General features: G+C 38.6%; 10 protein-coding genes. 3 read left to right on the top strand and 7 right to left on the bottom strand.

The features are described from left to right. Window positions 1–18 precede the first annotated feature (18 nt). Window positions 19–912, top strand: a complete 894-nt coding sequence (locus ALW18_14270; protein AOE53582.1) for a hypothetical protein — start codon at window positions 19–21, stop codon at window positions 910–912. Then, a complete protein-coding gene (locus ALW18_14265; protein ID AOE53581.1) occupies window positions 912–3,446 on the top strand; it encodes a hypothetical protein in 2,535 nt (844 codons plus the stop codon). Before ALW18_14270 ends, ALW18_14265 begins: the two co-directional genes overlap by 1 nt. Before the next feature lie 136 nt (window positions 3,447–3,582). Here the strand turns inward: ALW18_14265 and ALW18_14260 are convergent, their stop codons facing one another. The 5 genes from ALW18_14260 to ALW18_14240 all read right to left on the bottom strand — a co-directional run bounded on the left by ALW18_14260 (window position 3,583) and on the right by ALW18_14240 (window position 11,469). Beyond that, window positions 3,583–4,986 carry a hypothetical protein gene (locus ALW18_14260; GenBank protein ID AOE53580.1) on the bottom strand — a complete coding sequence of 468 codons (1,404 nt, stop codon included), beginning with the start codon at window positions 4,984–4,986 and terminating at the stop codon, window positions 3,583–3,585. A gap of 113 nt (window positions 4,987–5,099) precedes the next feature. Further along, window positions 5,100–6,767 (bottom strand): alginate O-acetyltransferase, encoded by a 1,668-nt coding sequence (locus tag ALW18_14255; GenBank protein AOE53579.1) that lies wholly within the window; start codon window positions 6,765–6,767, stop codon window positions 5,100–5,102. A gap of 3 nt (window positions 6,768–6,770) precedes the next feature. Then, window positions 6,771–8,204, bottom strand: coding sequence for a peptidoglycan-binding protein (locus ALW18_14250; protein ID AOE53578.1), 1,434 nt, complete (start codon window positions 8,202–8,204; stop codon window positions 6,771–6,773). Beyond that, a complete protein-coding gene (locus ALW18_14245) occupies window positions 8,194–9,600 on the bottom strand; it encodes a hypothetical protein (protein ID AOE54427.1) in 1,407 nt (468 codons plus the stop codon). Before ALW18_14245 ends, ALW18_14250 begins: the two co-directional genes overlap by 11 nt. 87 nt (window positions 9,601–9,687) lie before the next feature. Continuing rightward, window positions 9,688–11,469, bottom strand: a complete 1,782-nt coding sequence (locus ALW18_14240; GenBank protein ID AOE53577.1) for an arginyl-tRNA synthetase — start codon at window positions 11,467–11,469, stop codon at window positions 9,688–9,690. 335 nt (window positions 11,470–11,804) lie between these two features. On the opposite strand from ALW18_14240, the gene ALW18_14235 reads away from it, so the two are divergent. Continuing rightward, window positions 11,805–14,207 (top strand): TonB-dependent receptor, encoded by a 2,403-nt coding sequence (locus ALW18_14235; protein ID AOE53576.1) that lies wholly within the window; start codon window positions 11,805–11,807, stop codon window positions 14,205–14,207. Window positions 14,208–14,350: 143 nt separating this feature from the next. Here ALW18_14235 and ALW18_14230 read toward each other — a convergent pair whose 3' ends face one another. Both ALW18_14230 and ALW18_14225 read right to left on the bottom strand, forming a co-directional pair. Further along, on the bottom strand, window positions 14,351–14,854 hold the full coding sequence (locus ALW18_14230; GenBank protein ID AOE54426.1) for a hypothetical protein: 504 nt from the start codon (window positions 14,852–14,854) through the stop codon (window positions 14,351–14,353). A 265-nt stretch (window positions 14,855–15,119) separates the two neighbouring features. Next, entirely contained in the window at window positions 15,120–16,133 is a 1,014-nt protein-coding gene (locus ALW18_14225) for a 3-oxoacyl-ACP synthase (protein AOE53575.1), read from the bottom strand. Window positions 16,134–16,286: the final 153 nt, after the last annotated feature.

Genomic DNA, 16,286 nt, shown 5'->3' with positions numbered 1-16,286 from the left:
TACAAAAAGGGACTTAAAATGAAAGATGAGACTTTATTAGCTAAGTGGCTTAACAATGAGCTTGAAGGCGCCGAATTAGAGGCTTTCATGGCATCGCCTGAGTATGCTACTTACAATAAGATAAAAGAATATTCGGCACAGCTAACTGTGCCCGAAGCAGATATGGATGCCCTTTACGAACGCATCAATACAAATAAGAACAAACAAAAAGTAAAAAAATTAAACCCCTGGCTGCCAAGAATCGCTGCTATGCTGGTAATGGCGCTGGGTGCTGTTTACTTTTTATATACCACAAACACAACTACACAATTTGCCGCAGCAGGAGAGAGAACAACGTTCTTACTACCCGATGATTCTGAGGTAACGCTTAACGCCGGTTCTGAGGCTGATTACAAAACCTGGAATTGGAAAAATAATCGTAAATTGCAACTGGATGGCGAAGCTTACTTTAAAGTAGCAAAAGGCCAGACATTTGATGTGGTAACCGCTATGGGAAAAGTTACCGTAGTAGGCACACAGTTTAACGTAAGGGCAAGAGGCAGCCGTTTTTATGTAACCTGTTTTGAAGGAAAAGTAAGGGTAACAAGCAACAACAATACTATATTGCTAACACCGGGAAAAAGCGTAGCTTTTAAAGAAGGAAAGTTAATACAACTACCTGCTGACGAAAATAGCAAACCGGGATGGCTTACGTATGAAGTTATTTTTCACGATGAAAAATTTGCTAACGTTATAAGTGAACTGGAACGCCAGTATAATGTTGCTATTTCTGTTACTACCCAACAACCGGTTGATGGTTTTAATGGGCCTATGCCTATGAACAACATTAATGATGCCCTTGAAATTATTGAAACTACTTACCATTTAAAGTCACAAAAACAGGGCAATAAAATCATACTCTCCGTTGAATAATGTTAAAACTCCGGCAGTTTTTGCTGTTCTTACCGCTTCTTTTAATCGCCTCCAATGCTTTTGGACAGGACGAAAAGAAAAGTATTGAACTCAAAATAATACTGGAAGATATTGCATTACAACATAATGCAAAATTTACCTATCTTGAAGAAGATGTAAAAGGGCATTCTATTATTCCGCCATCTAAAAACCTTCCGCTAAAGGCAAAGCTGGTTTATATATCCAATCGAACGCTTTTGGGCTACAAAGAAATCGGTGATTATATTACCATATACACCACATCCCAAACCAATAAGAAACACTGCGCTTACCTGGTAGATGAAGTTGGAGCCCCGGTAGACAAAGCTGTAATTCAGTTACCCAACAACCAAAAAATTGTTACCCAACAGGACGGTTACTTTGAACTACCTATAAATCTTAAGGGCAGTATTTATATAGACCACCTTAATTTTGAACCTGTTACTATTGATCTGAGAAAATTTTCAGACGATTGTAAAGAGATCGTATTACAACTTGAAATACTTGAACTACAGGAACTGGTTGCCGAACGATACCTCGCAACAGGTATATCTAAAAAGAGAGATGGAAGCTTTACTATAAAACCAAAGAAATTCGGAATTCTACCCGGACTTATAGAACCCGATGTACTGCTTACAATGCAGCAATTACCGGGCATTAACAGTATAGACGAAACCGTATCTAATATTAACGTGAGGGGTGGTACGCACGACCAAAACCTTTTTACATGGAATGGTATTCGCCTTTTTCAGACCGGACACTTCTTTGGTCTTATATCTGCACTTAATCCCAATCTTGCCAACGAGATTAAAATTTTTAAAAATGGCACATCTGCCTTTTACGGAGAAAGTGTATCCAGTGCTGTAGATATATCGTCAAGAACAAACGAGATAGGCAACGGTAGCTTTACGGTAGGCAGCAATATGATAAACGTTGATTTTTACACCAAAATTAAAGCGTCTGAAAATGCAAACTTTGAAATTTCTGCACGCCGTTCATTTACCGATGTGCTAAACTTTCCTACGTATACAAAATATTCTAAACGTATATTTCAGAACACCGTAGTTACGGGACTTGATAATAGTGCTGATGTGAATTATAAAAGCGATAAAGAGTTCTATTTTTATGATTTTACAGCGCAGTACCACCAAAAAATAGGCGAAAAACACAACCTATTTATAGATGCCATAGGTATCAACAACAATCTTGATTTTACACAAGGCACCATTAACGCCATTACGGTGCTGACACAATTTAGCAGCCTTGAGCAAATGACGCTTGGTGCATCAGCAGGATTAAAAACAGAATGGAGTAAAAATCATTCTACAGAAGTCGGGGTATATGGATCTTATTACAAAGTAGACGGACGAAATGCTTCAATTGAATCCGACCAGGTAATGCAACAAGGCAATAGCATACTTGATGCCGGATTTAAGTTTACAGATAATTATAAACTCAATACCTTTTTTAATCTTCACACCGGCTATCAGTTTAACGAGATTGGCATAGAGAACACCGATGAGGTTAACGAACCTGCCTACAGCCGTAAAGTAAAAGAAGTACTCCGCACGCATGCTCTTATCGCCGAAATGGAATATGACTCTAAAGATGGCAAAATACATTCACGAGTCGGTATTCGTGGAAATTATATTGGCAAGTTTGATATGATTTATGCGGAGCCAAGACTTCAATTTAATTATAATTTGGCTCCCGGCTGGCAACTTGAAGCTCTGGCCGAAATGAAAAGCCAGTCGTCGTCGCAAATAGTAGAGTTGCAGGGCGATTTTTTAGGTATAGAAAAACGCCGTTGGGTGCTTTCAAACAATGAGGACATCCCCGTTCAAAAGAGCGGGCAGGCATCTATAGGAGTTACTTTTAAAGAAAACGGATGGCTTATATCCTTAGAAAATTTCTACAAGAAAGTAAGAGGGATTACTACTGCTGGACAAGGCTTTCAGGATCAGTTGGAACTTCGTAACGACATAGGAAGCTATACAGTTATAGGCAGTGAATTCCTGGTGCAAAAACAGTTTAAAAACTTTTACACCTGGCTTAGCTACAGCTTTAATAATAACGACTACAGATTTGATAGTTTCTCATCTCAAAAATTCCCGAGCAGCTACCAGATCAGCCATACTATAAACACAGCTGCCATATACGAATGGAAAAGCCTGAAACTGGCTTTAGGATCTAAATGGTTTACCGGAAGACCTGTAACAACCCCCGTAAGCAGTCAGCCATTTATAAACAGTGCTTCGCAATCGGAAATTATTTATACATCTCCTAATTCAGACAATATTGAAAATTTCTTTCAGGTAAATTTCTCAGCTTCATATGTAATTAAAGCAACAGAAAAGTCTCAGCTACAGCTTGGCATATCTGTATTAAATATTTTCAACAGGCAGAATATCATTAATCGCTATTACCGAATTAACCCAACAAGCAACAACACCGAAGTTGTTAATACGTATGCACTTGAAAGAACACCTAATGCCATAGTACGATTTAGCTTTTAGAATTACAATTATAACATCTCAAGGGATTGTATTCTGTATCGGTACTGATAACCACATTCAACTGTTAGCAAACCCATCCCCGTTATAACAAAAAAATCCGCCACAATGGGCGGATTCATTTTCATATAATGGAAAATTATTTTTTGATAATTTTCTTAACTGCAACCTGATTGTTATCAAACTCTACTCTAACAATGTAGATACCGCTTTGTAACTGTGACATGTTAATTTTATCTGTAGCACCTGTAAATACAGTTTGCCCAACGGTATTTATAACGGTTACATTTTTAATCTGCATATCCGGAGCCTGAATTAACGCAACATCTGTTACCGGGTTAGGGTAAACATCTACTTTGTTAAGGTCAAACTCTTTAGTGTCTAAAGTTGTTGTTGTACTTTCAACATATGCTGACATTGGGAAGTACCCTTCATCGTTATAAAATTCAGCAGATGGCACCTCAATTTTAAAACTATGTTCACCCGCAGCAAGACTTCCTAAATCAATAACCCTATTAGGGATTTTATCACCAGGACACCAGTTATTCCAGCTCCATGCAGCATCTGTATCAGGTCTTGGATTAGAACTAAATTGAGTGCAAATAAGGTAAACACAATTGGGTTGAGTGTTATATACGCTGAAAGGAACGCAAGATACGCCTCCGGGAATATAATTTGCCACCTGATTACCGTCCATATAAACAAAATGTTCTCTTCTTACATATTCTTCACCATTTGTGCCTGACCCATGATTTGAAGTAATTAAATGTAGTTTTGCATTTGGTACAGCTTCCGCAAGCGTAAATTTAATGGTTCTAACTGTTTTATTTAGCTCGTCAGTTCCATCAAGTGTATAATTTTTAAGCTCATATTTATGTGATAATGGCATAATGACATGGTCATCTCCATAAATAATATTTGGGCTATTAGTAGATTCAAATGTTAGACTTCCCATGTAAACGTCATTTCTTCCGGCACATCCAGGTACTTCTACAGCAGCACCTCCCTGTCCAGGACCTCCCTGATAACCGTATACCTCAAACTCAATCCAAACATTGTAATCTGCTGTAATAGATTCGTCATGAAATACGTTTGTAAGATGGTTAAGTTCATACTCATAAGGAACAGCGTTAGGATTTGTAACGGTAAGCCTCATAAATGGAGTTATGAATCTTCCAATTTCAAATCTTTTGATATCAGTAGCCTGATAATCGTATGATGTCTGAGCTTTAGGTACCAATACCATGTTTACGTTTCCAATCCTGTCGTAATTATCACATAATGGATTAAGAACTACTGTCATTTTAAGCGTATTGCCAAATGAATCCAACTGATCCTGTGTAAGCATTTTAGCATATGAATAGTTTCTGTGGCGAATAGCACCTTCCGGTACTGGCTTATCCTGAACAGTTCCTTCATACATGCCGTAAAATACAGCCTTATTAAATAGGTTTAAAGTGTAAGGCACATCGTCCTGAGCTATCACCTTAGAAGGCAAAAGCATAGAAGCGCATAAAGATAAAATAAGTAAAGTTTTTTTCATTATAGTAGTTTAAGGGTGGTAATTTACTAAAAAAACTTAACGAAAATTTCACAACAAGAAGTAAACTCTTTACTTATGAATAAAACCAACGAATTAACATCAAAATGTTATATTTAAAACTGGAAATAAATAAATGGCTGTGGCCCAGCAGATGCAGCAGCGTAAACTAACCAGTAAATAAGGCCTAACACCAACCCTTTAATAATTAAAGGTGTCTTATCAAAGGCTGTTCTAAGAGTAGTAGAAAAGCTATCAGGAAGAAAATGCCATACATAACCAACTAGCATAAGTATAAATACATTTTTATACCCCATTATGATGGTTTGCCATTGCTCAGGGTTAAATGTTACCTTACTTATATTGTTAATAACATCGAGTGCTACTGTAAAATCTTTCGCTCGGAAGAACAGCCAACAGAAAGCTACAAAGTGGAAAGTAAGCAGTACAGATATAAAAGTCCATACTCTTTTTGCCCCGGTTTGGGGAGCATCTTTTTTTGTAGGGAAGTATTCTGAAAATAACCTGTGTACCGCTAACGCCATACCATGCAAAGCACCCCATATAATAAAGCGAAGGCTCGCTCCATGCCACAATCCACCCAACAACATAGTTGTCATAAGGTTTACATTGGTAAACATAGTCCTGTCTTTTTCTTTAGAAAGTACAAATGTAAGCGTAAATACTACCAGCGAACCAACACCTAAAATTAGAGGCACATTACTGGTTGGCCCGTAAGTTGCTCCCCAAACTATAAGACCCAGGAAGAACAAAGCAGGGAACAGGAAACCGGCAAAGGTTCCGTTACGGTTACCCCCTACAGATATGTATAAGAAATCTTTTAGCCAGGTAGAAAGCGATATATGCCATCGTCTCCAGAACTCTGTAATAGATGATGACTTGTATGGCGTACGGAAGTTAGTTGGCAGCTTAAAGCCCAGTAACAACGCAATACCTATTGCCATATCACTATATCCTGAGAAATCGCAATATATCTGTATCGTATACCCATAGATAGCCATAAGGTTCTCAAATGGTGTGTAAGCATTCGGCAGATCAAATACTCTGTCGACAAAGTTGATCGATATATAATCTGATATAACTGTTTTTTTAATTAAACCGCCAATTATAAGGAACAAAGCATAACCTATCTCCTCTTTTGTAACATTCAGTTTTGCATAGATCTGGGGCAGGAAATCTTTTGCCCTGACAATAGGCCCCGCCACAAGCTGAGGGAAGAACGACACGAAGAATAAATACTCCATGTAGGTTTTGGTTGGTGCTATCTCTTTACGATAGATCTCTATAATATAACTTATAGATTGGAATGTATAGAACGATATACCTACGGGCAGTATAACCTTATAGAAATCAAAGTGCATTCCCGAAACATCATTATACGTACCTATAAGGAAATTAGCATATTTAAAATACCCCAGTAAACCAAGGTTTATGATAACACTAAACCATAGATATATTTTACGCTTTACTGTACTTTCTTCACGGTAAAGAAAGTAACCCAGTGTATAATCTACCACGGATGAGATTAGCAGGAACACAAACAGCGGCCCACTACACAGAAAATAAAAGTAAATGGAGAATGCAGCCGTAATATAAATCCTCGGCTTAAATGTATTTCTAACTAACACATACACAAAGTAAAATATCAGGAACAGCCTGAGAAACTTTGCGGTATTAAATAGCATAGGCTCTTTAGGATTGTAAAAAAACCATTCCTGTAGATCCTGAACCGTAATTTGCGGCACTATATCTGTAAACTGCATTAGTTAGTTTCCGTTATTAAGTTTAAAATTGTCGTATGCATTTAGCAGAGATGCACTAAAAAGCATTCCCTGTTTCTCATATCCATCTTTAGAATAATGTACTCTGTCGGTACTCATTAATCCCTGCGAAGCATTTCTGTTTACACTAAAAAGCCCACCCATTTCAGAAAACAAATCCCAGGTAGCATAATTTTTTTCTACTTCCTGCCCTAAAATTCCTTTAGCATAGTCTGCTGCAAAAGTGTTTGGGTATTTTCTCCTGAATAATGATGGTGGCGGCGTCATTACTAATATAGCCGCATCCGGGTTCTTAGCCTTTACATTCTCTATAAAAGTGTTAAGCTGGTCTTTATAAGTAGGCGTGCCCATTTTATCGAATGACTCGTTAGTTCCTAATGATATAATAACCAAATCTGGCTGAAGCGCCGGAAGCTGTTCAAAGAACAAAGGATATTTATTATAGTCAGAACATTTAGCTCCGTTCACTCCTATGCTGTGGTACACAATGCCCGAATCATCTTTTTCCAATATTAATCCACTAAGCGTATATTCTTTATACTCTTTATTTGGAAGCAGGTACATTTTATCCAGAGCCTTATCGCTATGATAGTTATACGTTAATGCATCAGCCGTTAGCTGCAGTGGAATAAACTCCGACCGTTTAATTTCTTTTTTCTGCATCTGGCTGGTAGGGATCTTTAATATCCTTCCCGCCCTGATGTTATCACTTTTTAACCCATTTGCTTTTTTTAACTGGGTAATACTAACATCATATTTGTTTGCAATGCTCCCTAACACCTCACCATTTTTAATTTTGTGCGTTATCTTTTTGGGTACTGTAGACTCTAAAACAATAGTCTTAGAACTTGTAGCCAAGTCGAAAGCGGGCTTATTTTTTGGCGTGATTATTTTTATGGTATTAAAATCATAAGAGCTGTCACGTACATTTAGTTCGACAACGAAATTTTCACGTGTTTTAAGTGCAATACCACTAAGACCTACATTCATTCCATCCTCGGGTGAATATATATTTCGTCGGGTTTGCCATGAGGCGTTAGAATTAAAACGCACATAATGCCCACCGTTTGTCCTGGCAAGACTGTGCGGAAACGTAAATCCGTTACCTGCATTACCAAAACGCTCCTGTAATTTTTTACGGACAACACCTGTCATTAAATCGGCCTGAATATGAGAATCGCCAATGTGAACGATATTTATCCTGCCCTTTTTTTCTATATCCAGCTGTTGCAGCTTGTAGAAAAACAGTTTCATTGAAGAAGTGTTGGTAATAATATTTTTACCGGTAACAATCTCGGTAGTATCTGTGGCAACCATATCTACAAACACAGAGTCGATATCTACTTCGGTAGAATCAACCTGGGCTGTAGCGGAATAGCACAACAGCAGTAAAAAAAAGGCAACGAGCTTATTGTGCATTCGTAGAGTCGGTATTGTGAATTAGTGAATCCTGTTTTTTAGGTTCAGGCTTTTTAGCCTCAGGAGCTTTGTGGCCTCTAAGGGTTTTATATTTTTCGTAGCCGTCATTTATCTGTTTGTAGATAAGGTCTGATACTTTTTTCGCTCCGCGGAAATTAAAGTGCGTGTAATCTTTGTTTGCCATAGCCGGTGCTTCTTCCACCCATTTCACCATAGATCCATCGCCTCCCATCAGGGTGTAAAGGTTTACGTAAGCTGCATTGGTATTTACTGCATATTTACGTTGCGCACGTGTTAACGGCACAACAGCAGAATCGGTTTTCATCTCCAAGTCATACTTGGTAGATTTATCGGCAGTAGAAATAATAAGTATCGCCACGCCAGGAAAACATTCCCTTAAGTGCTCAACAACCCTAGTCATTTTTCTTTCGTACCATGTATAGTTCAGTGAACCGTAGTTAAGTACATTGGTACCGTACTGAAGAACAATAAGATCATAACCCAGCTTGTCGTTGAAAGACTGCATTACACTGGTATCAAACGTTGCAATAGGCAAACCGGAATTCCCCCTGTTAGAGAAGTTATCTACGTGTACACCTTTGCCATCGTCAAAATTAAAACCGTAGAACGGAATTGAATCTGACGCCGTAAACTGTGCTTTGAATGATTTAAGATCGCCCATACCAACACTTAACGTATTTACTTTGTTTACAGGGTTCAGCTTTTTATGAATAGTATCTTTTCCAACAATAAAGTTTACCCCACCAAATTTGTTCCCCGATTTTCCGTAGAAAAGTGTTGGGTTATTCAACATGGTAAGATGGCCAACATTGCTGGCTTTATATTTAACCCAGATAGGGTCTACAGTATCTTTCTTTACAAAAAACACGTGCCCGTTTACACCAAATGGTTTTTTAGGATATTTTACATTCAGGTAAGATAAGGTTTTCCAGTTCGACGAAAACTGGTGTGATATCGTGCTTCTTGACGGTGCCGATTCTGATGTGATATTTACAAAACCAACTCCTTCCCCACCAAATCGTGATTGCAGGCTGCTCCTGAATTCTTTTACGATCATATCGCCATCTGTCATAGAGTCGCCAAAATAGGCAATCCTCACATTACCCTGCTTTTTAGTTTCAAGCTGAAGCAGCTTTTCGTAAAAGACAACAAGGTGCTGATAGCCTTTATAATCGTCGAAATTTTCTGTAGGGAATTTTATACCGTTTACAGCCTCAAAACTAATCTGGCTGTTTTTGTTAAGCGTATCGTTTGCAGAAATAGTATCGCCTTCTTCGGCAACTGCTTCCAGTGCGAGGCTGTCAACCACTACATTTTTGGTATTGCCGGTAGTTTCTGTAAAAATTTTCCTTGGCAGATACTGCTTACATACCATAAGCGACACTACAGATATAACTATAATGGCATAAGACTGAAAAAAATAGGACTTATTCTGGCTCACAAGAATGGCTGATTTATAAAATTACATGCGCTCGGGCATATTGATGCCCAGCAGGCCGAAAGCCGCTTTAATGGTTTCACCTACTTTTTTAGAAAGCTGTACCCTAAATACTTTAGTATCCATATCTTCTTCGCCAAGTATAGAAACTACCTGGTAGTAAGAGCTGAATTCTTTAGCAAGGTCGTAGGCATAATTGGCAATGATAGCCGGACTGTACAATTGTGCAGCATTTTGCACTACAGTACCAAATAACTCAACCTGTTTAATAAGGTCTTTTTCTTTAGCATGCAACGGTACTGTGGTGATGTTACGTTCAAGATCGAAGTCTGCTTTACGCAAAATTGCCCTTGTCCTTACATACGACATTTGAATGAACGGACCCGAATCTCCGTTAAAGTCGATAGACTCATTAGGATCAAACAAGATACGTTTCTTAGGATCTACCCTAAGCATTTGATATTTAAGGGCGCCAAGGCCAATAGTTTCATATAATTTGCCTTTCTCTTCATCAGAGTAGCCTTCCAGCTTACCTAATTCTTCAGAAATGCTTTTTGCAGTAGCGGTCATTTCAGCCATAAGGTCATCTGCATCTACAACAGTACCTTCACGGCTTTTCATTTTTCCTGACGGAAGGTCAACCATTCCGTAAGACAGGTGGTACAGGTGCTGTGCCCAGTCGAACCCTAATTTCTTAAGGATAAGGAAAAGCACTTTAAAATGATAATCCTGTTCATTACCAACAGTATACACCATACCGCCAACATCAGGAAAATCTTTAACACGCTGAATAGCCGTACCGATATCCTGTGTTATATATACCGATGTACCGTCAGAACGCAAAACGATCTTACGGTCTAATCCATCAGACGTTAAATCGATCCAAACCGAACCATCAGGATCTTTTTCAAAAACGCCTTTCTCAAGTCCATCAGCAACAACATCTTTACCTAAAAGGTATGTATTGCTTTCGTAATAATTCTGGTCAAATTTCACACCAATGTTGGTATACGTTTCTTCGAAACCTTTGTATACCCACGCATTCATTTTGTTCCAAAGTGCCATTACCTCTGCATCACCCGCCTCCCATTTACGAAGCATATCCTGTGCTTCAAGTAAAATCGGAGCTTTCTTCTTTGCTTCTTCTTCGGTAGCGCCTGCTTCCATCAGCTGGCTTATTTCTTTTTTGTAAGCCTTATCAAATTCTACATAGTAGTTTCCCGCAAGCTTATCGCCTTTAATGTTGGCACTTTCCGGAGTTTCATTATGTCCGAATTTCTCGTAAGCAAGCATCGACTTACATATGTGTATACCCCTGTCGTTAATAACCTGGGTTTTGTATACTTTTTTACCCGATGCCTCGATAATATTTGCTACAGAATATCCTAACAGCACATTACGCACGTGGCCTAAGTGAAGCGGTTTGTTTGTATTTGGCGATGCATATTCTACCATAACAGCTTTACCATTTTCGGCAGGTGCCGGATAGGCAAATTTGTCATCGTTTTTAATCTCATTAAAATAGTTGATGTAGTAAGCATCGGCAATAACAAGGTTAAGGAAACCTCCCACCACGTTAAACTTCTCTACCGCTACTGTATTATCTACAAGGTACTGCCCTATTTTACCACCAAGTTCGGCAGGGTTGCTACCCTTTATAACTTTAAGAAGCGGAAAAATAACCATAGTAACATCGCCCTCAAATTCTTTCCGTGTAGCCTGTAGTTCTATTTTTTCTACAGTTACGCCGAACAAAGCATCTATAGCTTTTTCTATCTGGAAAGTAAGGATTTTTGATATTGACATTGTACTATAATTTTTTTTAAGCGTGCAAAGATAAACATATTTGGCATCCTTTTGAAGGGAAAAAACCTAAATAATCTGTTAATTAAAATGCGTTATAATCAACAAATTACCTCCTGTAAAGTTAGAAAATCTTATCGCCTTATTATTTTTCATGACTCTAAATAAAACTTTTTTTACATTTTTTTGTAACAAAACAGGCTCTCCTGTGTCTTATGGGTAAATGCAGAAGTGATAAAGTTAAATAAAATCAATGCTGCATCGACAGGTAATAGTATGGCAGTTTCATTTTAGCCGCTGTGCTTTACCCTCAAAATCATCATCAAATCTAATCGAACATGAAATTGAAATTTTTGTGCATGCTTCTTCTCGGGAGCATCATGACAATGACTGCCCAAAACCAAGGCAGCATTACCGGAAAAGTAATCGATAATACGACTAAAGAGGCGCTGCCTTACGTGAGTATTGTAGTAAAGGAAAACGGCACTGTTATAGGTGGCGGCATTACCGAAGACAACGGAACATTTACCGTTAAGAACATTCCACTTAAAAGTGTAGCTGTAGAAATCCAGTTTATGGGTTACAAAACCCAAAACCTTACCGCAGCGTTAAGCGATGCAGCAAAGTCGGTAAACCTTGGCACTATTGCCATTAAGGAAGAAGCTACCACTCTGGACGAAGTAAGTATCGTTAAAGAAGTAAGCACTATAGAACAGAAACTTGACCGTAAAGTAATTACTGTTGGGCGTGATCTTACTACTGCAGGCGGAACAGCTTCGGAAATTATGAATAACATACCATCGGTGAATGTAGACCAGGATGGCAATATCTCTTTGCGAGGCAATACTAATGTAAGGGTATTGGTAGATGGAAGGCCTACAAACCTTGACCCTGCACAGCTGTTAAAGCAAATACCTTCTACATCTATAAAAAAGATTGAGCTTATCACTAACCCTAGTGCAAAGTACAATCCCGAAGGTATGAGCGGTATTATTAATATCGTCCTTCATAAAAACGCTAACGATGGCTTTAACGGTAGCTTTAATGCAGGTATCACTTTTGGTGAAACGCCTAAAGTAAACAACTCGGTAGATATGAACTACCGTACCGGTAAGATCAACTTTTTTGGTACAGCAGGAAGCAACTCCGGTAAGTACTTTAATGACGGGTTTGTAAACCGTCTGGATATCGACTCTAACCAGCTAATTGATGTTATCAACGATAACGAAAGTGTACTTGGTAAATTTGGTATGGATTATTATATCAACGACAATAATACATTATCGGCATATACCAACCAGAACTACGGAAGTGGAAAAGCAAGCATTGGAGCCAACATTTTATATGGACCGGGAGAAAACACCCCCAACATTTCGCAGCTATCACTAATTGACAGCGACAACCATAATAACTCATACAACCTTGCATTCAAGCATAAATTTGAAAAAGAAGGCCATACGCTTGATTTTGAAGGAAATTACAACGACTCAAAAGATACTCAGTATGTAGACTATACCACTACAACAGGTAATGCTGCAGCTGTATTGTATAATGATGATGTTATAGATAAACGTCAGAACACAACTTTAAACCTTGACTACGTTAACCCGTTAAGTGAAAAATCAACTTTAGAGTTAGGTGCAGAAGCAAGGCTTATACGTTCTGATAATGCATATAATTCTTCGAACCCGCTTATCCCGGCTGATCAGCAAAATGTAGGCTACACCTACGATCAGGATATTTATTCGGCGTATGCAACTTTCGGGCAGAAGTTTGAGAAGTTCAGCTACCAGTTAGGTGCGCGTTTTGAAAGCTACAAGGTTAATGCAAATTATAACGGAAGTACAGCTTTTAAAGATGACTATATTACCGTTTATCCTTCTGCTTACTTAACGTACAGCCTTAACGAAAAGAATATGCTTCAGTTCAGTTATAGCCGCCGTGTAGACAGGCCAAGCCTTGACCAGACAAAACCAATAAGGGAATTTGCTACACCGCTTGTAACCTCTTTGGGTAACCCGGAACTGAAACCACAATTCACCAACTCTGTAGAGATCAATTACACAAGAATGTTCGGACAGGGATCCTCTATTACAGGAGGTGTTTTTTACAGACTGATAAACGACGAGATCAGCAGGGTTTTATATCCTAACGAAAGTACAGAAAACACGCAGGACCAGATAATGAGTTACAGCAATTTTAACCACAACAATGCTTTTGGTTTTGAAATATCTGCTAACTATAAAATAGCAAAATGGCTTGACATTCAGCCGGCTATTGATTTCTCGAGTATATCACAAAAAGGGGTTGTAAACATTGAACAGGCAGACGACACATTTGTAACCGAAATTAAAAGCATTACCGCTAATGCATTCAATGCAAGGCTAAACAGTAATTTCAAAATCAACAACCGCTTTAGCCTTAACCTTTTCGGCTTCTATAGAGGTCCTGTAAACGGTGTTCAGAACAACTCGAAGGACATGTATAAAATTGACAGTGGCGCACGTTATACGTTACTTGACAACAAAATGACACTTAGCGTTCGCTTTAGCGATATGTTTAAAACCATGCGTTACGGGTTTGATTCAAGAAATCCTTTTCCTCAGGAGGGCGAATTCAGATGGGAAAGCCGCACTGTGTACTTTGGCATCAACTATATGTTTGGTGGCGGTAAAAACAGGGCAATGGCACGTAAACAACGCGAAGACAATACAAAACAAAGCAGCGGCGGAATGTTCTAGAAACACCACTACTGCATACAGCTTAATATGATCTCCATATTAAATTAGGTTTAGGTTAGTAAAAACCCCGGGAGTTGCGCCCGGGGTTTTGTTTTTTAGCGCCCTAACCCCCAAAGGGGGAAATTAGATACCGTATCTGAAAACTATTTTAGAATAATTATCTCGGCATCTTTTTTAACGGCTGTATAAAGCTCATCCACCTCAGCATTGGTAACTGCAATGCAGCCTGCTGTCCAGTCTTTAAAACGATGAAATTTACCAATGTAACCGCTATCGTTTCGCAGTCCGTGAATTTTGATATGCCCGCCCGGTAATTTGCCTTGTTTTTCGGCGTATGCCTTATCAGCGGTATTGGGATAAGACACCCCCAGATTCTTGTGATAACCACTTTTTGGGTTTCGGGCATTTATAATATATAATCCTTCGGGAGTTTTGTTATCGCCCTCAAACTGCTTATGCCCTACAGGATTTTTACCCAGTGCTATAGTGTAGGTTTTTAAAAGCTTGTCAGCAGAATACGCTTCCATTTTACGTTTGGACTTATACACCACAAGCTTATCGATGGTTCTACCTTTTGGCAGCGGTTTACCCGGATAAAAACACCATGCAGCAATACCCACAAGTACAAAGAGAAAAAGCCAGAACATATATTTTAGTTTGAATTTCGACATTAATAACTATTTACACCAAAAATATTAAATAAAACACACCACTGCCCTTCTCAAGAGAGAAAGGTTCGCTAAGATTAAAAAAACAATCCTCACCCCCAGCCCCTCTCCGATGGAGAGGAGAGCAAGCTTCACTCAGGGATAAAAAAATTCCGCTTCTAATCCTTGAAAGACTAAAAGCGGAATTATATATATTCAGCAACAGTAGCTGACTTTATGACTTTAAAATTTTTAAACTAGAAGATTACCATTTAATAATAGCGCTACCCCATGTAAAGCCGCTACCGAAAGCCGCTAATACAACAGTATCGCCTTCTTTAATTTTTCCCTGCTCCCATGCTTCTGTAAGCGCAATAGGAATAGATGCTGCGGTAGTGTTACCGTATTTCATGATATTATTATATACCTGATCATCGCTTAATCCAAATTTTTGCTGAATAAATTGTGCTATCCTTAAATTCGCCTGATGCGGAATAAGCATATCAATATCGCTTACCTCAAGGTTATTCGCTTTAAGCCCCTCATTGATGACCTCACTAAAACGAACCACTGCATTTTTAAATACAAATTGTCCGTTCATATACGGGAAATAACTCTCGTCGTTAGGATCTGCATCTGCAATAATATCAGTTACCCAACGCTTGCCCATACCGGGTGCAATAAGCGAAAGTTCTTCGGCATGCTGTCCTTCAGAGTGCAGATGCGTAGAAAGTATACCTTTAGTTGTATCTTCCTCGCGGGTTAAAACTGCCGCTCCTGCGCCATCACCAAAAATAACAGAGACACCGCGGCCTCTCGTTGTCATATCAAGGCCTGTAGAATGTAATTCTGAACCGATGATAAGTATATTTTTATACATACCGGTTTTTATGAACTGATCGGCAACCGAAAGCGCATAGATAAACCCTGAACACTGGTTACGCACATCGAGCGCGCCAACAGTACGTTTCATCCCTAGATCCCTTTGTACCAAAACGCCCGGCCCAGGAAAATAATAATCGGGGCTAAGGGTTGCAAATACTATAAAATCGATGTCTTCTTTATCTATACCTGCACGCTCTATGGCAATTTTGGCAGCTTTTACCCCCATAGTGGTTGTAGTATCGCCATCGCCTTTTATCACGTGTCTTCTTTCCTTAATACCGGTACGTTCCTGTATCCATTCATCATTGGTTTCCATGATCTTTGAAAGATCATCGTTGGTTACAACATTTTCCGGAACGTAATAGCCTAAGCCTGAAATTTTTGAATGATACATGTATTAGTTATTTTATTAAAAATAAGACTGTAAAAGTAAACATTCCTTAAAATTAAATTGCAAACACCCGTTAATTTTTAACTTATGCTATTTTATAACGTTTTAATATATTAACTAAAATTAATGTAACAACAAATCGTTAATAACTACTTA

The sequence above is a fragment of the Flavobacterium psychrophilum genome (assembly GCA_001708385.1).
Classification (GTDB): Bacteria; Bacteroidota; Bacteroidia; order Flavobacteriales; family Flavobacteriaceae; genus Flavobacterium; species Flavobacterium psychrophilum_A.
Note: the sequence above shows the minus strand (reverse complement) of the source record. Positions and strands in the feature narration are given on the sequence as shown.